Genomic DNA, 25211 nt, shown 5'->3' on the forward strand with positions numbered 1-25211 from the left:
CACCTTGTACAGCATCATCGTGGTACCTCCGCCGACCACGGAGGACGAACGCGACCGCACCCGCACCCAGTTCCGGCTCGCCCCCGGCGAACGGCTCGTCTTCGGGCGGGCCGTACCCGAGGGCGGGCTGCTGATCGGGCACGACGGGGTGTCCCGCAGAGCGGGCGAGATCACCGCCCACGGCACGTTCTGGACGCTGAGCAACCTGTCGTCCCGGCAGACGTACGTGGTGGAGAACCCGGAGGGCGCGGGCGAGCACATCAAGGTGGCGCCGGGGCGGCTGGACGCGCCGGTGCCGTTCGAGTTCTCGCGGATCGTGCTGCCCGCCGCGGGCGACCTGCTGCCCGTCGAGGTGTGGGCGCCGCGCCACGACTACCTGCCCGACGAGGGCGGCGCCGACGGCGAGCCGACCGCCCCGGCCTTCTCCGTGGACCGTTCCAAGCGGTACTTCGCGGTCCTGGCCGCCCTGTGCGAGCCCCGGCTGCGGGGCACCCCGCACGCGCCGCTGCCCACCATGGACCAGGTCGTCGAGCGGCTGCGCCCGGCCTGGCCGGCCGCCTCCCGTACGTCGGTGCAGTGGAACATCGACTACCTGGCGGTGAAGCTGCGGCTCAAGCCGGGACCGGAGACGGGCGAGCCGGGGCCGCGGCTGAACGGCAAGAAGGAGTCGCTGGTCTCGCTGGCGCTCCGCTTCGACCTGGTCCGCGAGGACGACCTGGTGGTCCTCGCGGCACCGTCCGAACGGCCGCCGCGATGACCGAGCCGTACGCCGTGCCGGTGCCCAAGGGGTACCGGGTGGGCGTCTGGGAGGTGCGCGAGCCGATCGCCACCGGGGCCTTCGGCAGCGTGTACGCCGCCCGCCGCACGGGTGACGCGGGCGGCGGCCTCCCGCGCACGGCCGCCCTGAAGTTCCTGCCGACCGGCACGGACACCCCGCGCCGCCTCGCCCACCTGCGCGAACTGGTCGAGCGAGAGGTCGAGTTGCTGCGCCGGCTGCGGCAGCCCCGGCTGATCCGGATGTACGAGACCCTCACCGTCGACGACCCCGCCCGCCCCCGGCTCGACGGCGCCACCGTCCTGGTGCTGGAACGGGCCGAGGAATCCCTCGCGGCCCGGCTGGCCCGGACGCCCCGCCCGCCGGACGGGCCCGCGCTGCTGGCGCAGGTCTGCGCGGGGCTGGCCCAGCTGCACCGGGCGGGCTGGGTGCACGGGGACCTGAAACCGGCCAACGTGCTGCTGATGGCCGACGGGTCGGTCCGGCTCGCCGACTTCAACATGGCCGCCGAGCTGGAGGGCACCCACGCCTACACGCCCGCCTTCTCCACGCCCGACTACACGCCGCCCGAGCTGCTGTGGTCCGAGATCGGCGAGCGGGGCCGCAGGATCCGTCCGTCCGCCGACGTGTGGGCCTTCGGCGTCCTGGCCCACCTGGTGCTCACCGGCACCTTCCCGCTGCCCGGCGGTACGCCGACGGCCCGCCGCGACGCCGCCGTCGCCTACGCCCGCGGCACCGACGAGCTGCGCCTGTCGCCCGCACTGCCGGACGCCTGGCGGGACGTCGTCCGGGACTGCCTGACCCGTACGCACGCCGAACGCGTCGGCACCGACGCGCTGCTGCGGCGCGTCGAGGCGGCCACGGACGGCAGGGCGGGGGCCGTACGCCGGTTCCGGGCGCGTCCCCGGCGGGCGGTGCTCGTCGCGTCGGCCGCGGGGATCGTCGCGCTCGCCGCGCTCGGGTACGGCATCGACGCCCTGGCAGGCGGCGGCCGGGACCCGTCCGGCCGGGGACCCGGCGCCCCGGGCAGCGGGGGCACCACCACCGTGGCCGCCGCCTCCTACGGCGCCGACGAGCTCCGCACCGACCGGGACGTGCCGCCCGCCTACCGCCTGCTGATCGTCGAGACGGCCCACGACTGCGACCGCACGGAGGTCACGCCGGTCCTCCTCGCGGCGATGCTCAAGGTGGAGAGCGACTTCGACCCCGCCCTCTCCGACCCCGGGAAGAACGAGTACGGCATCGCCCGCTGGACCCCGCAGGTGCTGCGCTGGTGGATGAACGCCGACGGCACGCCCGGCGAGACCGTGCCCGAGCCGCCCTTCCCACCCGCCGAGTCGATCCCGGCGATGGGCAGGTACCTGTGCTGGATCGCGCCCCGTCTGGAGGCCGGTCTGCCGGGCGACCGCCGGGTGCTGGTCGCCGCCGCCTACCGCACGTCGTACGACAAGGTCAACGACGCGGGCGGGGTCCCCCCGCGGTACCGCGCCTACGCCGACCGTGTCGCCCATTACCTCCAGGAGTACACGCCTTCCGGCCGCCGGTGACCCTGTGACGTCCGAGGTGGCCCCCTCGCCCGGCGCCCGGCACCGTGAACGCACGACGCGGGCCGCCGGCTCCCTCGGGGGAGAGCCGGCGGCCCGCGTCAGGTCCGCGGCAGTGCCCGGACGGATCAGTGGAAGAAGTGCCGCGTTCCGGTGAAGTACATCGTCACGCCGGCCTTCTTCGCGGCCTCGACGACCAGTTCGTCGCGGACCGAGCCGCCGGGCTGGACCACGGCCTTCACACCGGCCGCGGTGAGGATCTCCAGACCGTCCGGGAAGGGGAAGAAGGCGTCGGAGGCGGCGTACGCGCCCTGCGCGCGCTCGGCGCCCGCGCGCTCGACCGCGAGCTTCGCGGAGTCGACGCGGTTGACCTGGCCCATGCCGACGCCGACGGAGGCGCCGTCCTTGGCGAGGAGGATCGCGTTGGACTTGACCGCCCGGCACGCCTTCCAGGCGAAGGCCAGCTCGGCCAGCTCCGCCTCGGAGAGCGCCTCGCCGGTCGCGAGGGTCCAGGTGGCCGGGTCGTCCCCCTCGGCCTGGAGGCGGTCGGTGACCTGGAGGAGCGCGCCGCCGTCGATGGGCTTGACCTCGACCGGGGCGGCCGGGGCCTCGGGGGCGCGCAGCACGCGGATGTTCTTCTTCTTGGTGAGGGCCTCGAGGGCGCCGTCCTCGTAGCCCGGCGCGACGATGACCTCGGTGAAGATCTCGGCGACCTGCTCGGCCATCTCCTTGGAGACCGGGCGGTTGACCGCGATCACGCCGCCGAACGCGGACAGCGGGTCACAGGCGTGCGCCTTGCGGTGCGCCTCGGCGACGTCCGCGCCGACGGCGATGCCGCACGGGTTGGCGTGCTTGATGATCGCGACGCAGGGCTCGTCGTGGTCGTACGCGGCACGGCGGGCGGCGTCCGTGTCGGTGTAGTTGTTGTACGACATCTCCTTGCCGTGGAGCTGCTCGGCCTGCGCCAGGCCGCCGCCCTCGGGGGAGGTGTAGAGCGCGGCCGGCTGGTGCGGGTTCTCGCCGTAGCGCAGGGTGTGGGCGCGCTCGTAGGTGGCGCCGAGGAAGTCCGGGAAGCGGGACTCGTCGACGGGGGCGTACTCCGCGGCGAACCAGGAGGCGACGGCCACGTCGTACGCGGCGGTGTGCTGGAACGCCTCGGCGGCCAGGCGCTTGCGGGCGGCGAGGTCGAAGCCGCCGTCCTTGACCGCGGAGAGCACGTCGCCGTACCGGGCGGGGCTGGTGACGACGGCGACGGACGGGTGGTTCTTGGCGGCGGCGCGCACCATGGACGGGCCGCCGATGTCGATCTGCTCGACGCACTCGTCGGGGGAGGCGCCCGAGGCGACGGTCTCGCGGAACGGGTACAGGTTCACCACGACCAGGTCGAACGGGGCCACACCCAGCTCGTCGAGCTGCCGGCGGTGGCTGTCCAGGCGCAGGTCGGCGAGGATGCCGGCGTGCACCTTCGGGTGCAGCGTCTTGACCCGGCCGTCCAGGCACTCGGGGAAGCCGGTCAGGTCCTCGACCTTGGTGACGGGGACACCGGCGGCGGCGATCCGGCCGGCGGTTGACCCGGTGGAGACGAGTTCGACGCCGGCCTCGTGGAGCCCGCGGGCGAGTTCCTCGAGCCCGGTCTTGTCGTAGACGCTGACGAGCGCGCGACGGATGGCCCGCTTGTTGCTCTCGGCGGTGGCGGTCACTGGATAACTACCTTTCGTCCCTCAATGCGATAGCCGTTGCGGGCGAGCCGCCCCACGACATCGACGAGCAGCCTTCGCTCGACTTCCTTGATGCGCTCGTGCAGAGCGCTCTCGTCGTCCTCGTCCCGGATCTCCACCACGCCCTGCGCGATGATCGGCCCGGTGTCGACGCCGTCGTCGACGAAGTGGACGGTGCAGCCGGTGACCCTGGCGCCGTACGCGAGCGCGTCCCGCACGCCGTGGGCTCCCGGGAAGCTGGGGAGGAGGGCGGGGTGGGTGTTGACGAACCGCCCGCCGAACCGCGCGAGGAACTCCTTCCCCACGATCTTCATGAACCCGGCCGAGACGACGAGGTCCGGCTCGTGGGCGGCGACGGCCTCGGCGAGCGCCGCGTCCCACTCCTCCCGCGTTCCGTGGTCCTTGACCTTGCACACGAAGGTCGGCAGTCCGGCGCGCTCGGCACGCGCGAGGCCCTCGATGCCGTCGCGGTCGGCGCCGACGGCCACGATCTCGGCTCCGTAGGCCTCGACGCCGGTGGCGGCGATCTCGTCGAGGAGCGCCTGCAGGTTGGTGCCGGATCCGGAGACCAGCACGACGAGGCGCTTGGCTCGCCGGTCCACGGGCTTGGCGGCCACGATGGGGGCCTTTCTCGGGGGAGCGGGTCTGTGCGGTCGGCCCCCGCATTCGCCGGTTTGTACGGTCCTACGAATGCTTCGCGTCCCGGGATACGGGGAAGTCTACGAAGCGGCCGACCGTCAGCAACGATACCGGCACACCGGACGGCCCCCTCGGGACGGGGGCACGGCCGACAGGTAGCGTCTGCGGGGAACCGGACCGGGAACGGGACCTGTGTGCCACGCGTTCACCAGTCGTGCCGCCCCGTTCATGCCCTCCACGCCGTTGTCGCCAGTTCGTTATCGCCAAGGGGAAGACGCTCACTTGATGCCGGACCGCAGCCTGCGACTGCTCACGCTCCCCCAGCAGTCGGCGCAGCCAGACCAGCGCAGCGCCGTGTTGCTGCGGGAACGTCCATCCACGCCGCCCGACGCCTCCTCGGACCGGAAGAACGGCGACGAGCAGGGCGGCGGCACTCCCCAGGACGACAACCCGTTCGCCCCGCCCCCGGAAGGTTCGCCGGACCGCCCCTGGCAGCCCCGGCACCCCTCGGGCGGCGACGGCCCGCAGGGCCCGCAGGACGACGGCGGGCACTCGCCGTGGGGCCGGCAGTGGAGCGACCGCCAGCCCGGCCGCTCCTCCGGCGGCTTCGGCGAGCGTCCCGGCAGCTCCGGCCCCGAGGGCCAGGGCGGCGGCGGGGGCCCGCGCTGGGACCCGACGGACCCCGCCCAGCGACGCGCCCGCTACGCCCTGCTGTGCGGCATGTGGGCCCTGTTCTTCGCGCTCTTCAGCTGGTCCTACCTGGCCCTGCTGCTCGGCGCCCTCGCCCTGTACTGGGGCATCAGCTCCCTGCGCGCCAAGCCCCGCGCCGCCACCGACCCGGACAACCCGGCGCCGGCCGCCCCGCAGGACACCCGGCCCCAGCGGACCGCCGCGATCAGCGGCCTGGTCACGTCCTCCCTGGCCGTCCTCTTCGTCGCCGCGTCCTTCACGGCGCAGCTGGTCTACAGCGACTACTACACCTGCCAGAACGACGCCTTGACGAGCGAGGCGAAACAGACCTGCAGCAAGCTGCTCCCGGAACACCTGCGCGACGTCCTGACCACAGAAGACTGACCCGACCGACACCCCAGCCCGAGGCCCCCACGGCCGTCCGGCGCACGACGACGAGGCCCCCACCAGCCCGTCCGGCGTTTGAGGAGGAGGCCCCCACCAGCCCGTCCGGCGTTTGAGGACGAGGCCGTTCAGGCCGAAAGGGGGGGTCCGGGGGCGCAGCCCCCGGGGACGGGACGGGAAGGGGCGGCGGGGGCGAAAGAAGCCCTGCGGACGGACGCGGCGCCCCGCCCCAGTCAGGGCGCCCGGCGCGCCTCCCCCGACGAGTCGACGGGCAGCAGGTCGTACGCCTCCCCACCCCCGGACGACCGCACCGCACCACGCCCCCACCACTTCCCCACCGCCCGCACCGGCAGCACCCGCACCCGCACCCCCACCCGCACCCAGCCCCACACCCGCTCGACAAAGCCGAAGGCCCCGCCCCCACCCCGGCCCCCGACCCCCCGCCGGAGCCACCACCGCCCCACCACAGCCACCGGGCCCCCCACCACGGCCACCCACGCCACCATCGCTCCCCCGGCCTCCCACCACACCGGCCCGAACCGCGCCAGCCCCGCATTCCCCAGCGGCCCGCCGGCCCACGCGGCCAGCACGGCGACCATCCCCCCGCACAACAGCGCGGCCACCCACGCCGCGGCCACGGTCCGCCGCACGGTCCACGGCTCGCCCGCACCCCCGCCCCGCTCCCCGGCCGCCGCCCGCCGCACCCCCGTCGTGGCGGACCCCACCGTGGCGGGCCCCACCGTGACGAACTGCGTCGTGGCGAACCCCACCGCCCCGCCGCCCACCGCGGCGACCCGCGCCGTGAACCACCCCACCGCCACCCCCGCGGCCAGGGGCACCACCCCAACCGCCCAGTGCAGCGGCGTACCGGCCCCCGCCTCCGGCACCGCCGCCAGCAGCGGGAACGGCGGCAGCAGCGGAGCGGCGGCGGAGGACATGGGCCCCGTCACCTGCCCTGCGCCGAGCACGAAGCCCGGCCCGAGGCCGTACACCGCCGCCCATACGGCCCCGTTCGGCAGCAGCGTCAGACAGAGCAGCAGCACGGCGAACTGCCCCGACCACCCCTCGCTCAGGCGCAGGAAGGACTCGCGTGCGGTGCCGCCGTGCCACACCAGCGAGATCGCGAGCAGCAGCGCCCCGCCCCCGACGAGCACCGTCACCCCCGCGGCCGCGGCGCGCGACGCGGCGCCCAGGCGTGCGTCGGGCAGGACGAGCAGCTCCCGCAGGTTCCGGGGCAGCGCGCGCAGCGCCCGTCCCACCGGCCCGCCGGGGCGCCCGAACGCAGTCCACGCGCCCGCGCCCGCCGCCGCCATGGTGACCAGCGGCAGGCACACCGCGGTCCGGCCCAGGGCGGGCCGCAGTTCGCCGCCCGCCGCGTACAGCACGGCGGGCGCGGCGACGGCGAGGTAGCCGACGACGACCCCCGCCCAGGCGAGACGCGCGGAGAGGGGGTGCGGCCCGTCGCCCCGGCCCCCGGCGCCGCCCACGCGTACGCCGACCCCCGCCCTGGCGCCCGCCCCCACGGCCACCCCCACGCCGTCCCCCGGGTCCGTGGCGTCCCGGGCCGCCCGGTGCACCAGCCATACGGGCGGCACGAGCAGCAGCAGTGGAGTGACGCCCATGGGTGCGGGCACGCCGGAGAGGGTGTCGGTGCGGATCAGTTCGGCCCCGTGCGCCAGCACCCACAGCGCGGCGGCGACGTGCAGGGCGTCGCCGGGCCCGCGGACGGGGTACGGCGAGCTGATCCACAGCACGGTCACGAGCACGGCGATCGCGGCCAGCCCCAGGCCCGCGGCGAACACCCCGCCCAGGAGGCCGGCGGCCATACCTGGCGCGCGGTCGTGCCACCGGGCGCGGAGCAGGGACAACGGGGCTCGGCGAGCGGTCGTCTGGATCACGCCCGCCATGCTCCCAACGACACGCGCTTTCGCGGCGTAACAAGCGAAGCACCGTTGTGTCGCTCAATATACGTTTATGTACTTTTTCGTACGGAGGGGTGTCCTGTGAAACGGAGCCCCGCACCCCCGCTGCCTCCTCCGGAGGTGAGACGACGCCTGCGCGAGAGCGCCGCGCTGACGCAGGATCAGCTCGCCGCGCGGGTGGGCGTCACGCGCAAGACGGTCGGTGCGTGGGAGAGCGGCCGCGAGATCCCGCGCGGCAGGAGACGGGACGCGTACGCGAAGCTGCTGAGCACCCTGGCCGAGGAATCGCCGGCGAGGACGGCACGGCCGCCCGCATTGACGCCCGCTCAGGCGTTCGACGCGCTGTACGAGTTCGGCGCCCCCGCCCTCGTACGCCAGACGTACCTGCTGACGGGCCGCCGCGAGCTGGCGCGCGAGTCGGTGGAGCGGGCCTTCCAGCTCGCCTGGGAGCACTGGCCCGAGGTGGCCCGCGACCGGGACCCGGTGGGCTGGGTGCGCGCGACGGCGTACGAGTACGCCCTCTCGCCGTGGCACCGTTTCCGGCGGCGCCACCGGCAGCCGGAACCGCCGCCCGCCGACCCCGCCGGCCGCACCCTGCTGAAGGCCCTGCTGAGACTCCCCCCGCCGCACCGCCGCACGCTCGTGCTGTACGACGGCGTCGGCCTCGACCTGCCCGAGACGGCAGCGGAGACGGAGGCGAGCACCCCGGCGGCGGCAGGCCGGCTGATGCGCGCCCGCGAGGCCGTCGCCGACCGGCTGCCCGAGCTCGGCGATCCCGAGGTGCTGCACCGGCGGCTGGCCGAGCTGGCGTCCACCGAGCGGCTGCGGGCGTCCCGGCCGCCGACGGTGCGGGCGGGCAGCGAACGCCGGGCGCGGTTCCGGACGCGGGCCGCGATCGCCTTCACGGTCGCTCTGATCGGCACCACGGCCCTGACATTGCGCACGGCCCCGACCCAGTACGAGCCGCCCGTTCCGCCGGGCGAGGCGGTGGGCGGCGTACCGGTCAGGGCGGCGCCGGGCGCGCTGTCGGACGAGGAGCTGGAGCTGCGGCAGAAGCTGCGCGACGAGTTGCAGGACGGCCCGGAGAGGCTGGTGCCCGGAACCGGGTAGCGGGCCTCCTACCGGAACGCTGAGTGGGCCCGCCCCCGTACGGGGAGCGGGCCCACTCGTGTGTTGCGACGTGCTCAGCCGATCCGGCCGATCAGCCGGATCAGCCGGAACGGCCGGATCAGCCGGATCAGCCGGATCAGCCGGCCAGGATCTCGCGGGCGAGCTTCGCCGTCTCGGTCGGCGTCTTGCCGACCTTGACGCCGGCGGCCTCGAGGGCCTCCTTCTTGGCCTGCGCGGTGCCGGAGGAACCGGAGACGATGGCGCCGGCGTGGCCCATGGTCTTGCCCTCGGGCGCGGTGAAGCCCGCGACGTAGCCGACGACCGGCTTGGTCACGTTCTTCGCGATGAAGTCCGCGGCCCGCTCCTCGGCGTCGCCGCCGATCTCGCCGATCATCACGATCAGGTCGGTCTCGGGGTCGGCCTCGAACGCGGCGAGCGCGTCGATGTGCGTGGTGCCGATGATCGGGTCGCCACCGATGCCGACGGCGGTCGAGAAGCCGATGTCACGCAGCTCGTACATCATCTGGTACGTCAGCGTGCCGGACTTCGAGACCAGGCCGATGCGGCCCGGCTTGGTGATGTCGCCCGGGATGATGCCGACGTTGGACTGACCCGGGGTGATGATGCCGGGGCAGTTCGGGCCGATGATCCGGGTCTTGTTGCCCTTCTTGCCGGCGTACGCCCAGAACGACGCCGAGTCGTGCACGGCGATGCCCTCGGTGATCACGACGGCCAGCGGGATCTCGGCGTCGATGGCCTCGACGACCGCGTCCTTCGTGAACTTCTCCGGCACGAAGATGACGGAGACGTTGGCGCCGGTCTTCTCGATGGCCTCCTTGACGGTGCCGAAGACCGGTACCTCGGTGCCGTCGAAGTCCACGGACTGACCCGCCTTGCGCGGGTTGACGCCGCCCACGACGTTGGTGCCGTCGCCGAGCATGAGCTTGGTGTGCTTCATGCCGGTGGCGCCGGTCATGCCCTGGACGATGACCTTGCTGTCCTTGTTGAGCCAGATAGCCATGGTGTGTTGGTGTCCTCGTCCTGAGTGCTTACTTGGCGGCGTGGGCCAGCTCGGCGGCCTTGTCGGCCGCGCCGTCCATGGTGTCGACGCGCTGGACCAGCGGGTGGTTGGCGTCGGTGAGGATCTGCCGGCCCAGCTCGGCGTTGTTGCCGTCGAGACGGACGACGAGCGGCTTGGAGACGTTCTCGCCGCGGTCCTCCAGGAGCTTCAGCGCCTGGACGATGCCGTTGGCGACCTCGTCGCAGGCGGTGATGCCGCCGAAGACGTTGACGAAGACGGACTTGACGTCCGGGTCGCCGAGGATGATCTCCAGGCCGTTCGCCATGACCTGGGCGGAGGCACCGCCACCGATGTCCAGGAAGTTGGCGGGCTTGACGTTGCCGTGCGCCTCACCGGCGTACGCGACGACGTCCAGGGTGCTCATGACGAGACCCGCGCCGTTGCCGATGATGCCGACCTCGCCGTCGAGCTTGACGTAGTTGAGGTTCTTCTCCTTGGCGGCGGCCTCGAGCGGGTTGGCCGCGGCCTTGTCGTGGAGGGCCTCGAAGTCGGGGTGACGGAACTCGGCGTTGTCGTCGAGCGACACCTTGCCGTCCAGGGCGAGGACCTCGCCCGAGGCGACCTTGGCCAGCGGGTTGACCTCGACCAGGAGGGCGTCCTCCTTGATGAAGGTGTCCCACAGCTTGACCAGGACGTTGACGACCTTGTCGGCGACCTCGGCCGGGAACTTCGCGGCCTCGACGATCTCGCGCGCCTTCTCCGGCGTCACACCGTCGATGGCGTCGATCGGGGTCTTGGCGACGGCCTCCGGACGGGTGGCGGCCACCTCCTCGATCTCCATGCCGCCCTCGACGGACGCGATGGAGAGGAACGTGCGGTTGGCACGGTCGAGGAGGAAGGAGACGTAGTACTCCTCGACGATCTCCGGAGCGGTCTCGGCGATCATCACCTTGTGGACCGTGTGGCCCTTGATGTCCATGCCGAGGATGTCCGTCGCGCGGGCGACGGCCTCGTCCGGGGTGGCGGCGAGCTTCACGCCACCGGCCTTGCCGCGGCCACCGACCTTCACCTGAGCCTTGACGACGGACTTGCCGCCCAGACGCTCGGTGATCTCGCGCGCCGCCTCAGGCGTGTCGATGACTTCACCGGCCAGCACCGGTACATCGTGCTTGGCGAAGAGGTCCCTCGCCTGGTACTCGAACAGGTCCACGCGCTTCCGTCCCTATCAGTGATCTCGCGGTTCGTTGGATGCGTGGGCGTGCCGCGAAGGGCAACGTGACGTCCGCTGTGTCACAAGGGGGGCGCACACGGTGACCGAGCGCGCGGCATGTCCGTCTCGCAGGTTATCGCCGCATGCGGGGGGTCCCTAAATCGAGGGTCACACCTGAGCGGTGATACCTGTCACATGATGCCGCCCTCACTGGCACGCGGTGCCGGGAGTGAGGGCGTGAGGCGACGCCGGGCGGGGCCGGGAGTGAGGGACCTCACCGGGTTGGGGTTGACCCGGTGAGGTCCGTGGTGCTCCTCCGCAGCGGCCGCACGGGTTGCGGTCCTGCGGAGTGCGGCCGGCTGATCCCCACCCCCATGGGGACCGGCCGGCCCCGTCCGCGGGCCTCGGCCGGACGGGGGCCGACGGCTTTCGGCCGTCCGTCCGTGGCCTCGGTCCCCGCGGAGTCTCTCGTCTGCCCCTGCGCCCTGCGGTCACCTGCGGTCCGCGCCACGCCGCCGAGGGCTCGTGGGCGTCCGCTCGCAGGCCGGGGCGCGAGGCGGTGCGGGGTCGGTCAGGGGCTGTGCGGGGCACGCGTCCGGTGCGCGCCGGCGTCGTGGCCGAAGGGCTCGATGCGTGCGGCAGGTACGCGGCAGGGGCGCGTCACCGCGGGAGTCGTGCCTCCCCCAGTGCCTGAACGGCCTGGGAGGTCCCCCGGGGGCGGCACGGGTGGGTGTGGCGGCACCCGGCCGGTGCCGGGCCACGTCGCCCGGCCCCCAGCAGCGACGTCACTCGCCGGCCGAGGCCGGTCGCGCTGTGCAGGGGCCCCGCGCCGGTGCGGAGGGCGCCTGTCCTAGGCCGGAGAGACGGGAACGTCCCGGTACGGCTCGCGGGGCTCGGGCGCGTCGGCGTGTGCGACGGCGCCGGGCACGAGCCGGACCGGTGCCGGGTGGTGCGGGGCGAGCGCGTGGACGTCGCCGTGGCGCGTCATGCCGCCGTCGGCACCCGTGCCGGCGCCCAGCGCTCCGTCGGCCCCACCGGCGGGCGCCCGGTGGGCCGGTGCGGGGACGGGGGGACCGGACGTGACACCCCGGGCGTCGTCGTGCGCCGTGAAGCGCGCCCCGCCGTCCCCGTCGAGCGCCGGCCCGTACGCGACGGCCGGCACGTCTGCCGGACCGCCGGCCGCGGCGCCGGCGGAGGCAGCCGCGCCGTCGTCGCTGTCGGCCTCGGCGGCGTGGACGTCCGGAGCGGTCGGCGGCGCGGTGGCGGGGCCCGCGTCCCGGGCGGGCGGAACCGGCCGGCCAGGCAACTCGGACAGGCCGGGCCGGTCGGGCAGGCCGGGCAGGCCGGAGACGTCCGGCGGCGTCGACGACGGCGGCGGCGGCGAGGGGAGCGCGGGCAGCGAGGGCTCCGACGGTGGCTTCGGCAGCGCCTCCAGCGGCGGCACCGCCACCCGCGCGGCCGCCCCGAGCTCCTCGGTCACCGCTCCCACCACGTCACCGACCGGCCGCACGACCTGGTCCGTCACGGTGCGGACGACGAGACCGGTCACCGGGCGGAGGTCGCCCGCCACCGTCGGACCGGCGGCCCGGCCGGGCCGGGAGGCCGGTGCGGCGGGAGGCGTCCCGCCGGCCGGGGACGCCTGCGCACGCTCCGCCGGAAGGACGTCCAGCACCCTGCCCACGGCTTCCGGCACCGACGGCGCTCCCTCGGCCGCCTGCGCCCGCTCCCCGCAGACCGCGCCGAGCACGAACAAGCCACCCACCAGCAGCGCCAGACGCAGCGCACGCCACCCGGCCGCCGTGCGCATCACGCGCAGGGCGGCACCGGGGAGGGCTGCTGACGACATCACGGGGGCTTCCTCCTGCACGGCGAACAGACGCGCGATCCTCGCACGGGACTCGGAGGGTTGCGCAAGCCCTCCGTTACCGATGGGTAGTCATGTCCGCTTTGCCGCCCGGAAACGGGCCGCCGTACGTCGACACATCGTCATCCCTCGTCGGGTACCGGCAGCGGCCGCCGCTCGATCGCCGCCGCCATCACCTCCGGGAAGAGGTCCGGCGTGCAGGCGAACGCCGGCGTGTCCAGCGCGGCGAGCGCCGCCGCGTGCTCCCGGTCGTAGGCGGGCGCCCCCTCGTCGGACAGGGCCAGCAGCGTCACGAACTGCACCCCGGCCGCCTTCATCGCCGCGACCCGCTTGAGCATCTCGTTCCGTATGCCCCCCTCGTACAGGTCGCTGATCAGCACGACCACCGTCTCCGAGGGCCGGGTGATCTGCGACTGGCAGTAGGCCAGTGCCCGGTTGATGTCCGTCCCGCCGCCGAGCTGCACGCCGAAGAGCACGTCCACCGGATCGTCGAGCTGGTCGGTGAGGTCGACGACCGACGTGTCGAAGACGACCAGCCGGGTGTCGATCGACCGCATCGAGGCCAGCACCGCACCGAACACGGAGGCGTGGACGACGGATGCCGCCATCGACCCCGACTGGTCGATGCAGAGGATGACCTCCTTCTTCACCGACCGCGACGCCCGCGCGTAGCCGACGAGCCGCTCCGGCACCACGGTCCGGTACTCGGGCAGGTAGTGCTTGAGGTTGGCCGCGACGGTGCGGTTCCAGTCGATGTCGTGGTGGCGGGGCCGGCCGATGCGCGCGCTGCGGTCGAGGGCACCGGTGAGGGTGGCCCGGGTCCGGCCGGCGAGCCGCTTCTCCAGGTCCTCGACGACCTTGCGGACGACGGCCCGCGCCGTCTCCTTCGTCGTCTCCGGCATCGCCTTGCCCAGGGACAGCAGCGTGCCGACGAGGTGGACGTCGGCCTCCACCGCCTCGAGCATCTCCGGCTCCAGCAGCAGGGAGGCGAGTCCCAGCCGGTCGATGGCGTCCCGCTGCATGACCTGCACCACGGACGGCGGGAACCAGGTACGTACGTCCCCCAGCCAGCGCGCCACGGACGGGGCGGAGGCCCCCAGCCCCGCCGCGCGGTCCCGCCGCGCCCCCGGTCTGCCGTTGTTCCCGTAGAGCGCGGTGAGTGCCCCGTCCATCGCGGCGTCGCGTCCGGACAGCGCGCATCCGGTGCCGTCGGCCGTGTCGCCGCCGAGCACGAGCCGCCACCGCCGCAGCCGCTCCCCCGCCGGGTCCGTCTCCGGGTGCTCCGTCGTCATGCGTCCACCCCCACGAGGTCGTCGTTCTCCGTGTCCAGGCCGAGCAGGAGACGGACCACCGGCAGCACGGCGTCCGCGCGCCCGGTGTCGAGCCCGGCGGCGAAGCCGGGTACGGCCGCGCCGGCCGTGGTCACGTCCCCCCGCCCTTCCGGCCTACGCCGGACCAGCTCGCCGAGGGTGCGGCGCACCCCCGGTTCGTAGCCGGAGAAGGTGCGTCGCAGCAGCGGCAGGACGTCCGTGAACGCGTCCGCCGGTACGCCGGTCAGCCAGGCGTCGACCAGCGCGAGCAGCCGCTCGTCGTGGACGAGGAGCATCCCTCCCCCCGAGCCGCCTCCGACGAAGCCCCCGATCCAGGCCGCCGCGTCCGCCGGCGGGGTGCCCGGTGAGAGCACCAGCGCCATGCGCCGTGCCGTCTCCTCCGGCGCGAGCGCGCCGTCGTCCAGCAGGAGCCTCACCGCGCGGCCCCGGACGACGCCGGCCACGGTGTCCCGCGCGGACAGCGCCCGCAGCACCGCCTGCCAGCGGGGTCGCAGGTCGGCGTGGCCGGGGGCGGGGTCGTCGCCGAGGAGGCCCACCGCCCCGTGCACGGCGTCCACGTGACGCCGCATCTCCTCGGCGGCGTCGGCGTCCAGCGCGGCACAGGCCGTGGGGAGACCGACGAAGACCCGCTCGGCGAGCCCCGCGGCGACCTCGGCCAGCGCGCGGGTGTCGGTGCCGCGCACGTCGCCGTAGCGCAGTGCGCGGACGAGGGCGGGCAGGGCCTGGGCGAGGTGGCCGACGTCCGTGTCGAGCGCCGCCCGGTCGGTGAGGACCCGCATCACCGTGGGGAGCGCGTCCGGCAGCCCGGCCGGCAGGCAGCGCTCGGCGAGCGCCGTGACCTCGGCGAGCCCCCGGGCGGTGACCGCGTCCGCCTCTGCCTTGGCGGTCGCGGCGGCGAGCACGGTCGTGCCCCACACCCCGGCCTCCGCCACCCGCACGGACAGTTCGGGCTCCCAGCGCAGCCGCCAGGTCTCCCGGAACGTGCCCGTGCTGCCCCGCGAGCCGGCCGGCTCGCCCCATCCGATGCCGAGCAGCCGCAGCCGGTGCAGCAGCCTGCTGCGGCCGGCGTCGGTGTCCTTGCGCAGGTCGAGCTCCAGCTCCCGCTCCCGCGCCTCCGGCCTGAGCCGCAGCCGTCGCTGGACGCGGGCGAGGTCACGCTGCAACGGCACCGCGGGCGCCCCCGCCGGCACCTCTCCCAGCGCGTCCCCGACGACCAGCCGGTCGTGCACCAGGGCCAGCGGCACGTCCGAGCCCTCGCACATCACCGCCCGCACGGCGTCCGTCGTCTCGCTCAGCCCGGGGAGCGGACGGCCGCGCATCACCGCGAGGGTCTCGGCCAGCCGTACCGCCTCGATGACGTGCGCCGGGGAAACCGTCCGGCCCTCCTCCCGCAGCAGTCCGGCCACCTTGGTCAGCCAGCGTTCGACGGGCAGGTCCGGGGCGCTGAACAGGTGCCCGTACCAGCCGGGCGAGTCGATGCCCGCCCCGTACCCGCCGGCCCGGGACAGCCTGCGGTGGGTCCACGGCACCCAGGTCATGTCCGCCTTGACCTTGGGCAGCCCCTTGAGCAGGGCACGGTCGGCGGCGACGGTGGCCCGGCGGCGCAGCGCCGGCACGTGCCAGGCCCCGCACACCACGGCCACGCCCGCCTCGAACTCCCGCTGGGCGGCCCGCACCTGCAACCGCATGTACGCCTCCCGGACGAGGTCCCGGTCGTGCCCGGCGTCCCGCTCCGTCTCCCGCAGCGCCCCCATGGCCTCTTCCAGTGCGGTGAACGGCGCGAAGGGGTCCCCCTGCCCGGCGCCCCGGTGCTCGACGACGTCCTCCCACCACCGCTCCGGGTCGTCGTGCCCGGCGGCCGCGGCGAGCACGGCCAGCGGATCGGCCCGGACGTCGCATCCGGGGCCCGGCTCGCCCCCCTCCCCCGGGCCGGTCCCCTCCGCCGGCCCTGGCTCCGGGCGCTGCTCCCCCTCGTCCGGGCCGGTGTCCGGCGGCAGGCTCCCGGGGGCTTCCCACGCCAGCGTGTGGGTGGCCGGGAGGTCGATGAAACGGGCCGGTACGTCGTGTTCCAGGGCCCAGCGGACGGCCACCCACTCCGGGGAGAACTCCGCGAACGGCCAGAACACCGAGCGGCCGGGCTCGTCCACGGCGTGGGCGAGCAGGGCGACCGGCGGCCGCATGTCCTCGTCGGCGGCCAGCGGAACGAGGGCGTCGGCCTCGGGCGGGCCCTCGATCAGCACGACCCCCGGCCGAGCCGCCTCCAGTGCCGCCCGGACCGCACGTGCCGACCCCGGCCCGTGGTGGCGCACGCCGAGCAGCAGCGGCCCGTCCCCGGGCTGCCACCCGGCCGCTTCCTCAGTGCCCGCCACGCCGTCCTCCTCGCCGCCGGTTCCAGGACGAGTCCCCGTCGTCCCCCGACGGGCCGCTGACCGGAAGGGCCGCCCGCGACCGCGCACGCACGCCGTTCACGCGCTCACCTCCCGGCAGGCCCGGTAGAAGTCCTTCCAGCCGTCGCGCTCGCGGACGACGGTCTCCAGGTACTCCTGCCAGATCACGCGGTCGGCCGCCGGGTCGCGGACGACGGCGCCGAGGATGCCGGCCGCGACGTCACCGGAGCGCAGCACTCCGTCCCCGAAGTGGGCGGCGAGCGCGAGGCCGCTGGTGACCACGGAGATGGCCTCGGCCGTCGACAGCGTGCCGCTGGGCGACTTGAGCTTGGTGCGCCCGTCGGCCGTGACCCCGTCGCGCAGCTCGCGGAAGACGGTGACGACCCGTCGGATCTCGTCGATGCCGTCGGGCGCGGCCGGCAGGTCGAGGGACCGGCCGATCTGGTCGACACGGCGCGAGACGATGTCGACCTCCGCCTCGGCGCTCTCCGGAAGCGGCAGCACCACGGTGTTGAAGCGGCGGCGCAGGGCGCTGGACAGGTCGTTCACCCCCCGGTCGCGGTCGTTGGCCGTGGCGATCAGGTTGAAGCCGCGGACCGCCTGCACCTCCTGGCCCAGCTCCGGTATCGGCAGGGTCTTCTCCGACAGGACGGTGATGAGCGTGTCCTGCACATCGGCCGGGATGCGGGTCAGTTCCTCGACCCGGGCGGTCATGCCCTCCGCCATGGCCCGCATGACCGGGCTGGGCACCAGGGCGTCGCGGCTGGGGCCGTGGGCGAGCAGCTGTGCGTAGTTCCAGCCGTAGCGGATGGCCTCCTCGGGGGTGCCGGCGGTGCCCTGCACCAGGAGGGTCGAGTCGCCGCTGACGGCGGCGGCGAGGTGCTCGGACACCCACGTCTTCGCGGTCCCGGGCACGCCGAGCAGGAGCAGCGCGCGGTCGGTGGCCAGGGTGGTGACGGCGACCTCGACGATGCGGCGCGGCCCCACGTACTTCGGGGTGATCACCGTGCCGTCGGGCAGCGTGCCGCCGAGCAGATACGTGGCGACGGCCCACGGGGACAGCCTCCAGCGAGCGGGGCGCGGACGGTCGTCCTGCGCGGCCAGCGCGGCCAGTTCGCCCGCGAAGGCGTGCTCGGCGTGCGGACGCAACGCCTCCGGGACGGGCCCGTTCACGGTCGGGTCCACGGACGTCGGTTCTGCGGACACAGGCATGGCGGAGTCCCCCTCCAGCTCGGCCGGTTCGGTCTGGCACCAACCGTGCACCACCCCACTGACAATCGCTCTGACCTGCACGAATGGCCCTGCGGAGCGCTTCGTCGAGCCGATTGTCAGTGGCACGATCTACCTTCGGGGACATGACTCAGCAGGGGGTGCGCTGGACCGCGGACCAGGTGCTGGCACTGGCACCTGACGCCGCGTCGCGCAAAGCGGGCAGCAAACTCGGCGCGGCCGGGCCGTGGTCCGGCACGGGGAGCTCCGACGACGGGGCGATGTGGGGGCTGTGCAAGGGCAGTGGCAGCAAGCCGTACCAGACGGTCGTCGATGTCGCGGACCTGTCCGGGCCGGCGTACACGTGCAGTTGTCCCAGCCGGAAGTTCCCGTGCAAGCACGCGCTCGGGCTGCTGCTCCTGTGGGCGGGCGGCCCCGGCGCGGTGCCGCGGGCCGATACCCCGGACTGGGCGGAGGGGTGGATCACGCGCAGACGCGAGCGCACGAAGGGGAGGGGGAAGGGGGAGGAGGCGGCGGGCTCGTCCGGAGCCGGGGAGGGGGCCGCCGATCCCGAGGCGGCGCGGCGCCGGGCGGAGCGCCGGGCCGAGCGGATCACCGCGGGCGCGACGGAGCTGGAGCAGCGTCTGACGGACCTGTTGCGCGACGGCCTGGCCGGTGCGGAGCAGGCCGGGTACGCGCTGTGGGAGGAGACCGCGGCCCGCATGGTCGACGCCCAGGCGCCGGGACTGGCGGCCCGGGCACGTGAGTTGGGTGCCCTCCCGGCGTCGGGTCCCGGCTGGCCGGTACGGCTGCTGGAGGAGTGTGCCCTGCTGCACCTCCTCGACCAGGGCTGGCTGCGCCGCGAGCGGCTTCCGGACGCGCTGGCGGCGACGGTCCGTTCACGCGTCGGCCTGCCGGCGTCGGCGGACGGTCCACCGGTGCGGGACCGGTGGCTGGTCCTCGCCCAGTACGACACGGCGGACGCACGGCTGACGACCCGGCGCATCTGGCTGTACGGCGTCGAGTCGGAGCGCACCGCGCTGCTCCTCTCCTACGGGGCCGCGGGCCGGGCGCCGGAGCTCGCGCTTCCGGTGGGTCTGACGCTGGATGCGGAGGTGTCCTCCTACCCGGGTGCGGTCCGGCAACGGGTTGCTCTCGGTGAACAGTTCGCGCCGCCCACGTGGATGGAGACCCGCCCGCCGGGCGTGACGACCTCCCGTGCGGTCGTCCGGTACGGCGAGGCCCTCGGTGACGACCCGTGGCTGGAGTCGGTCCCGGTGACCCTGGACCGGGTCGTACCGGTACCGGACGGCGACTCCTGGCAGCTGGCCGACGCCGACGAGGACACGGCGCTGCCCCTCGCCCCCGCGGCCCGCAACCGCCCTGGCCTGTGGCGCCTGGTCGCTTTGGCGGGCGGCAGGCCGGTCACGGTCTTCGGCGAGTGCGGCCACCGGGGCTTCACCCCGCTGACGGCCTGGCCGGACGGACCGGGCCCGGCGGTGACCCTGTGCTGACCCGTTCCACGGAAGGGAACCGCATGACCACGACGCACGCCGCCACGGACGCGGACGCGCTCTCGTCCGGGGCCTGGGAGGAACTCGTCACCTCGGCGCTGCTCGGCACGCAGCGGCGCACCCCCCGGGGCAGCGAGCCCGGCCCGAACGCTGCGGCGGCGCTGCTGGACGCCGCGGCCGTGGAGACCGTCCGCAGACGCGCCGGCCTGGTACCGGCACGAGCGGCACGGCGTCCGGAGCCGGCCCCCGACGACGACCGCCCGTCGCTGCCGGCCGCGGCCGCCCGCCGGCTCGCGATGCTCCTCACCGACCGCCCCGGAGCGGCGGGCACAGGACGCAGGGGCACCGCGCCCGACCTGATGGAGCTGCTGCCCCAGTGGCTGGCGACGGCGAACGCCCGCGGTTTCGCGGCACCGCCCGAGACGCTTCCGGCCCTGCTGGACGCGGCCCGGGGGCGCACCGACCTGCGCCCGGCGGCGCTGGCCTTCGCGGGGCCGCGCGCCCTGTGGTTGGCCCGGCTGAACCCGGACTGGAAGTTCGCCCTGCGCGCGACGCCGGGCGGCGGCACCGCGCTGCCCGGCCCCGGGGCGACGGAGCGGATACGCCAGTTGTGGCAGGAGGGCCTGTTCGCCGAGCGCGTCGCCCTGCTGGCGTCCCTGCGCTCTCGCGATCCGGCCGCCGGCCGCGAACTGCTCGCCTCCACCTGGGCGACGGAGCGGGCCGAGGACCGGCTGATGTTCCTCGACTCGCTGCGGACGGGGCTGGCGCCCGCGGACGAGCCGTTCCTGGAGCAGGCGCTGGCCGACCGCAGCCGCAATGTGCGGGCGACGGCGGCGGAGCTGTTGTCGGCGCTGCCGGACTCGGCGCTGGCCGCGCGGATGGCGGCACGCGCCCTGACGTGTGTGTCGCTGGACCACGCCACGGACCGGCCGGCGATCGCCGTGGAGGCGCCGCACGAGTGCGACGCGGGCATGGAACGGGACGGGGTCGTCGCCAAGCCGCCCGCGGGGCGTGGTGAGCGGTCGTGGTGGTTCGGCCAGCTGGTGGAGGCGGCACCGCTGGGGACCTGGCCGGCCCGGCTGGGCGGGCGCACACCGGAGGAGATCGTCGCGCTGCCCGTGACGGACGACTGGCAGGGCGAGCTGCACGCGGCGTGGTGCCGGGCGGCGGTGCGGCAGCGGAACGCCGCGTGGGCGAGGGCGCTGCTGGGAGCACCCACGGCGCCGGAGGCCGGCGGTCCCGGTGCGGTGTCTCTGGCCGAGCGGGCGAAGCTGCTCGGCACCCTGGAGGGTGACGAACGGGCCGAGTGGGTCGCCGGGTTCATCGCGACGCACGGCCTGTCCGAGGCGTTCCAGTTGCTCGGCATGTGCGGGGTCCCGTGGGCCCCGCCGCTCGGACGGGCGGTGGTCGACGCGCTCAACATCGCCCGGGACGCCGGAAGTTACCCCTGGAGCTTCAGCGGTGTCATGGGCCTGGCCGAGCGCTGCCTCGATCCCTGCGAGGCGGGCCGCCTGGACGGCCTGCTGGCCGTGCCGGACGAACCGGAGGACGCGTCACCGGGAGCGGGCGGGTACTGGGCGGAAGCGTTCCAGCGCCTGGTCACGACGCTGCGGCTGCGCGCGGCGATGACCGAGGAGTTGGGGGCGGTGTAGGGGCCAGGCGGTGACGAGGACGTACGCCGCGCTCCGGCACTCGGCCCGGGCGATGAGGGGCGGCACAGGGCGATGCGGGAGTCGGGCCGGTCGCCCGACGCCACGTTCCGCAAGCCACGAACACTCGGCCCGACGCGCAGCAGCCCGGGCCCGGGGCCCGCACCGTGGCCCGGTGCCGGGCGCGCGGCCCGGCACGTCCACCCACATCACGGCACGCGACCCGTGCCGAAGCCTCCGCACACGCCGCACCCCTCCTCGGGCCGGCCTCGGGGCGTGCCCGGGGACGGGCATCGGGGCGCCGGACATGACGGCCACTGCCGTCCTCGCCGGCCGCCGCACTCGCCCCCTCTTCGGCCGAGCGCAGCGGTTACGCCTCCGCGGGTTCCCGCACGTTCGCCCGCACCCAGTCCACGATCGACGCCGTCGTCGCGCCGGGGGTGAAGATCTCCGCGACGCCCTTCTCCTTCAGCGGGGGGATGTCCGCCTCGGGGATGATCCCGCCGCCGAAGACCAGGATGTCCGCCGCGTCCCGCTCCCGGAGCAGGTCGATCACGGCGGCGAAGAGCGTGTTGTGCGCACCGGAGAGGATGGACAGCCCGATCGCGTCGGCGTCCTCCTGGATCGCGGTGTCCACGATCTGCTCGGGTGTCTGGTGGAGGCCGGTGTAGATGACCTCCATACCGGCGTCGCGCAGTGCTCGCGCGATCACCTTGGCCCCGCGATCGTGGCCGTCGAGCCCCGGCTTGGCCACCACCACGCGGATCGGACCGGCTGCCACACCCATCACTGCCTCCATGAAGCGACTACATCCATCCGTACCGACAAGTACCGCACACATCACCCATGCCCGTACACAGACGCATGGTGCGCATGGATCGCGCATTCGGCACCAAGTGCACCAAATGCCCGCCCTCGCGGTACAGACACCCCGCACCACACCGTCCGGGGAAAGTGAACGCACGTTATCGCCAGCATCCCGCAACCCGCAGTTTCGCGGTGGAGACAGAGGGGGAAATCACACGGTGGGACATGTTCGCCGCGCTCCGTCGCAGGGGCGGGGAGTGAACACGCGCACGGAGAGCCGCAGCGAGGGCAGGGCAAGGCAGGGCAGCCGCGGGCCTCGTCGCCGTATCCAACGGCACCGAAGGGCACAGAGCCCACTGCACTGGCACACTGGTTTACGTAAACCTCGCAAACACCACCCATCACTGGTGTCACGGCTCTCCACGAGGGCACACGGGGACAGAGGCGTTCCTCCGCGTGCCGACAGGAGGTCGGCCCATGAAGGTCACGACGGCAGCACTGCCCCTTCTCCCGCTGTGCCAGCGTTTTCTGCCCGCACTCCCGGCGATTCCGGCGTTCACGGCCCTGCCGGGGCTTCCAGGACTTCCGGGGATGTCGGCGCTCACCGGCTTCTCGGGCCTGTCCGGTCTGGCCGGCCTTCCGGGCAGGGTGACGGGGCTCTCCACGGCCCTCCTGAAGGCGACGGTCCTGGAGGCCGCGATCCTCGCCGGACATCTCCTCCTCTACCCCTCCGGCATCGTCCAGGAGCGCCGGTGCGTCCCCGCGCCGGCCCGCGCGGTATCGCGGGACCCGAAGGCGTCCTCCGCACCCACCGCACAGCTGCCGACTCCCGACAACCCCCCGGTCGTCCTGCTGCACGGATTCATCGACAACCGCTCGGTCTTCCTCCTGCTGCGCCGCAGCCTGGCCCAGCACGGCAGGCAGCAGGTCGAGTCGTTGAACTATTCACCTCTGACCTGCGACATACGCTGCGCCGCCGAGCTGCTCGGCCGGCACATCGAGGAGATCTGCGAGCGCACGGGCAGTGACCGCGTCGACGTGGTCGGACACAGCCTCGGCGGGCTGATCGCCCGGTACTACGTGCAGCGCCTCGGCGGTGATCTGCGCGTCCGGACGCTGGTCACGCTCGGTACCCCGCACGCGGGCACCCGGGTGGTGCCGCTGGCGAACGCCCACCCGATCGTGCGCCAGATGCGCCCCGGTTCGGCCGTGCTCGACGAGCTGGCGATGCCGGCGCCCGGCTGCCGCACGCAGTTCGTCAGCTTCTGGAGCGACCTGGACCGGGTGATGGACCCGCTGGAGACGGCCTGCCTCGACCACCCCGACCTGACCGTCCAGAACGTCCGGGTGAGCGGCATCGGCCATCTCGCCCTGCCCGTGCACCCCGCCGTGGCCACCGGTATCCGGCAGGCGCTCGACACGCCCGGGCCGGACTCGGGCACGGCAGCCGGCGGCCGTTCGGGCGGACTGACCGTCGCCTGAGACCGGAGCCCTCACCCGTTCGGCCGCCGAGGCGGCACCTCATCGACCACCGCCGGGGCGGTCACCACGGAGATCACCGCGGCGGTGACCACCGCGACGCGCCCACCTCTACGTCGAACAAACGTCGAACACAAAACCAAACTCGCGCCCGCCGTCCCCCGAAACACGGCCGATTGCCCGTTTCCTGCGTGGGCGAAACCTGCAGAAGATTGTCGCGCCCGCATACCGCCGGGTACAGTCGCCGCACTGCTCTGGCAGCCCTGTTGTCGAGGCGAAAGAGAAGTTGGTGAACGACCGTCACCCGTCGGGGGGCATGACCACCCCGGCCTCGGCTTCCGACGCCGACCCGGCGCACTACGCGCCGTACGGCACCGGTGAAGCCCAGTACGGCGACCTCACCACGTACGGCGGATACGACGCCACCGGTTTTGCCACCGGCCCCCATGCCACGGCGACGTTCGCCGCGGATCCGCTGTTCGGCAGCCTCCCGGGCCAGAGCGCCGGCGGCTACGACACCACCGGCTCGTACGACACCACTGGCGCCTACGCGGCCACCGGCACGTACGACTCCACCCAATGGGGCACCGGCAGCCACCAGACCCTGCACCACGACGCGTACGCCGGCCTGCACCACGCCGCCCATGACACCGGCGCCTACGACACGACCACCTGGACGGCCGGCGGCCAGCAGCCCGTCATGGTGCCGGCGCAGGCGACGAGCGGCGAGTCGACGGGCCAGTGGGACACGGCCGCCTGGGCCCTGCCCGACCAGTCCGGTGGCCCCGCCGACGGGACCCAGCAGTGGGAGTGGGGCACCCAGACCTTCGCCACGGGGACGTTCGCAGCAGAGGCCTTCGACACCGGCGCCGTCGAAACCGTGACCGCCGGGACGGGGACCTTCGAGACAGGGGCATCCGAGACAGGGACCTTCGAGGCCCTGGCCTTCGGCACCGGCACGTTCGACACCGGCGCCTACGACGCCACGCAGTGGAACTCGGACGGCGCGGCGCCGGACGACACGGCGCAGGACACCGCGACGGACACGGCGACGGCCGCCGCCGAGGAACCCGCCCCGCGCGACGACGGGTTGACCGCCACCGGCGAACTGCCCGCCGTGACCCCTCTGCTCGAGGAGCAGGAAGAGGTCGTCCCGGCTCCCCGGATCCCCGCCGCACGCACCGCCTCCCGGGGCGGAGCGCGTTCCCGCCGGCGTCAGCCGGCCAAGCGCTCGGCACTGCTGACCATCGCCGTTCCCTCGGCCTGCGTGATGAGCGTCGCCGGCATCGCCGCGGCCTCCGTGGGCGGTCTGGGCGGCGAGGACGGCAAGGAGACCACGGCGTCGGCGGCGGACGGGGCCGACACGGGTGCCGCGCCGGTGAAGCCGTCCGCCGCCAACAACAAGCTGGACACGCAGCTCGCGAGTCTCTCCGCCGGCGCCGACGACTTCGCCGACCGGGCCAGCCGGACGCAGGAACGCATCGACCTCAAGGCCGAGCAGGCGGCGGAGAAGAGGAGGGCGGCGGAGGAGGCGGCCCGCAAGGAGCGGCTGCGCCCCAAGTTCGCGCTCCCGGTCGAGCAGCACGGGCTCAGCGCCTACTACGGTCAGGCGGGCATCAACTGGATGTCCGCGCACACCGGCATCGACTTCCCCGTGTCGTACGGCACGAAGGTGATGGCCGCGACCGACGGCACGGTGCGCACGCAGTACAACGTCGCGTACGGGAACATGCTGATCCTGACGGCGAAGGACGGCACGGAGACCTGGTACTGCCACCTCTCCAGTTACCAGGTTCCCTACGGCGCCAAGGTCAAGGCCGGCGATCCGATCGCGCTGTCCGGTGACACGGGCAACTCGACCGGACCGCACCTGCACTTCGAGGTGCGGCCCTCCGGCGGAGGCGCGATCGACCCGCTCCCGTGGCTGCGCAGCCACGGTCTCGACCCGCAGTGACGGC

At 74.3% G+C, this 25211-nt stretch carries 18 protein-coding genes; 8 read left to right on the forward strand and 10 right to left on the reverse strand.

Annotation, left to right across the window (positions count from 1 at the left end; all coding sequences use genetic code 11):
* Positions 1-4: 4 nt before the first annotated feature.
* Both ACGF3H_RS21630 and ACGF3H_RS21635 read left to right on the forward strand, forming a co-directional pair.
* Positions 5-757, forward strand: a complete 753-nt coding sequence (locus ACGF3H_RS21630) for an FHA domain-containing protein (protein WP_362489574.1) — start codon at positions 5-7, stop codon at positions 755-757.
* Positions 754-2322, forward strand: coding sequence for a protein kinase (locus ACGF3H_RS21635; protein WP_362489572.1), 1569 nt, complete (start codon positions 754-756; stop codon positions 2320-2322). The genes ACGF3H_RS21630 and ACGF3H_RS21635 overlap by 4 nt, the downstream gene beginning before the upstream one ends.
* A 125-nt stretch (positions 2323-2447) precedes the next feature.
* Here ACGF3H_RS21635 and purH read toward each other — a convergent pair whose 3' ends face one another.
* Together purH and purN are read right to left on the reverse strand one after the other, a co-directional pair.
* Positions 2448-4019 carry a bifunctional phosphoribosylaminoimidazolecarboxamide formyltransferase/IMP cyclohydrolase gene (gene purH, locus ACGF3H_RS21640; RefSeq protein ID WP_362489570.1) on the reverse strand — a complete coding sequence of 524 codons (1572 nt, stop codon included), beginning with the start codon at positions 4017-4019 and terminating at the stop codon, positions 2448-2450.
* Positions 4016-4654, reverse strand: a complete 639-nt coding sequence (gene purN, locus ACGF3H_RS21645; RefSeq protein ID WP_362489568.1) for a phosphoribosylglycinamide formyltransferase — start codon at positions 4652-4654, stop codon at positions 4016-4018. Before purN ends, purH begins: the two co-directional genes overlap by 4 nt.
* A 307-nt stretch (positions 4655-4961) precedes the next feature.
* Between purN and ACGF3H_RS21650 the strand changes: the two genes are divergently transcribed.
* Complete coding sequence (locus ACGF3H_RS21650) at positions 4962-5750, forward strand: hypothetical protein (protein WP_362489566.1); 789 nt, start codon at positions 4962-4964, stop codon at positions 5748-5750.
* Positions 5751-5983: 233 nt separating this feature from the next.
* Here the strand turns inward: ACGF3H_RS21650 and ACGF3H_RS21655 are convergent, their stop codons facing one another.
* Entirely contained in the window at positions 5984-7657 is a 1674-nt protein-coding gene (locus ACGF3H_RS21655) for a DUF6350 family protein (protein WP_362489564.1), read from the reverse strand.
* 96 nt (positions 7658-7753) lie between these two features.
* On the opposite strand from ACGF3H_RS21655, the gene ACGF3H_RS21660 reads away from it, so the two are divergent.
* Positions 7754-8782: a helix-turn-helix domain-containing protein gene (locus tag ACGF3H_RS21660; RefSeq protein ID WP_362489562.1), complete on the forward strand. Its 1029-nt coding sequence runs from the start codon at positions 7754-7756 to the stop codon at positions 8780-8782.
* A 136-nt stretch (positions 8783-8918) separates the two neighbouring features.
* Here ACGF3H_RS21660 and sucD read toward each other — a convergent pair whose 3' ends face one another.
* The 6 genes from sucD to ACGF3H_RS21690 all read right to left on the reverse strand — a co-directional run bounded on the left by sucD (position 8919) and on the right by ACGF3H_RS21690 (position 17807).
* The gene (gene sucD / locus ACGF3H_RS21665; protein WP_189229063.1) at positions 8919-9803 is read right to left on the reverse strand and encodes a succinate--CoA ligase subunit alpha; all 885 of its coding nucleotides are present in this window, start codon (positions 9801-9803) and stop codon (positions 8919-8921) included.
* 28 nt (positions 9804-9831) lie between these two features.
* Entirely contained in the window at positions 9832-11013 is a 1182-nt protein-coding gene (gene sucC / locus ACGF3H_RS21670) for an ADP-forming succinate--CoA ligase subunit beta (protein WP_362489559.1), read from the reverse strand.
* A gap of 850 nt (positions 11014-11863) precedes the next feature.
* A complete protein-coding gene (locus ACGF3H_RS21675; protein ID WP_362489557.1) occupies positions 11864-12859 on the reverse strand; it encodes a hypothetical protein in 996 nt (331 codons plus the stop codon).
* A 140-nt stretch (positions 12860-12999) separates the two neighbouring features.
* Positions 13000-14169 carry a VWA domain-containing protein gene (locus tag ACGF3H_RS21680; RefSeq protein ID WP_362489555.1) on the reverse strand — a complete coding sequence of 390 codons (1170 nt, stop codon included), beginning with the start codon at positions 14167-14169 and terminating at the stop codon, positions 13000-13002.
* Entirely contained in the window at positions 14166-16577 is a 2412-nt protein-coding gene (locus ACGF3H_RS21685; RefSeq protein ID WP_362489553.1) for a DUF5682 family protein, read from the reverse strand. The genes ACGF3H_RS21680 and ACGF3H_RS21685 overlap by 4 nt, the downstream gene beginning before the upstream one ends.
* Positions 16578-16673: 96 nt before the next feature.
* Positions 16674-17807, reverse strand: a complete 1134-nt coding sequence (locus ACGF3H_RS21690; RefSeq protein ID WP_362489551.1) for an AAA family ATPase — start codon at positions 17805-17807, stop codon at positions 16674-16676.
* Between the two features lie 143 nt (positions 17808-17950).
* Between ACGF3H_RS21690 and ACGF3H_RS21695 the strand changes: the two genes are divergently transcribed.
* Positions 17951-19318 (forward strand): SWIM zinc finger family protein, encoded by a 1368-nt coding sequence (locus ACGF3H_RS21695; RefSeq protein ID WP_362489549.1) that lies wholly within the window; start codon positions 17951-17953, stop codon positions 19316-19318.
* A gap of 23 nt (positions 19319-19341) precedes the next feature.
* Positions 19342-20970: a DUF5691 domain-containing protein gene (locus ACGF3H_RS21700; protein WP_362489547.1), complete on the forward strand. Its 1629-nt coding sequence runs from the start codon at positions 19342-19344 to the stop codon at positions 20968-20970.
* A 367-nt stretch (positions 20971-21337) separates the two neighbouring features.
* Here ACGF3H_RS21700 and ACGF3H_RS21705 read toward each other — a convergent pair whose 3' ends face one another.
* Positions 21338-21754, reverse strand: a complete 417-nt coding sequence (locus ACGF3H_RS21705) for a cobalamin B12-binding domain-containing protein (RefSeq protein WP_362489545.1) — start codon at positions 21752-21754, stop codon at positions 21338-21340.
* Between the two features lie 611 nt (positions 21755-22365).
* On the opposite strand from ACGF3H_RS21705, the gene ACGF3H_RS21710 reads away from it, so the two are divergent.
* Together ACGF3H_RS21710 and ACGF3H_RS21715 are read left to right on the forward strand one after the other, a co-directional pair.
* On the forward strand, positions 22366-23256 hold the full coding sequence (locus tag ACGF3H_RS21710) for an alpha/beta fold hydrolase (RefSeq protein WP_362489543.1): 891 nt from the start codon (positions 22366-22368) through the stop codon (positions 23254-23256).
* Positions 23257-23542: 286 nt separating this feature from the next.
* The gene (locus tag ACGF3H_RS21715; RefSeq protein WP_362489541.1) at positions 23543-25207 is read left to right on the forward strand and encodes a M23 family metallopeptidase; all 1665 of its coding nucleotides are present in this window, start codon (positions 23543-23545) and stop codon (positions 25205-25207) included.
* Positions 25208-25211 lie beyond the last annotated feature (4 nt).

The organism is Streptomyces sp. NPDC048185 (assembly GCF_043202495.1).
Classification (GTDB): Bacteria; Actinomycetota; Actinomycetes; order Streptomycetales; family Streptomycetaceae; genus Streptomyces.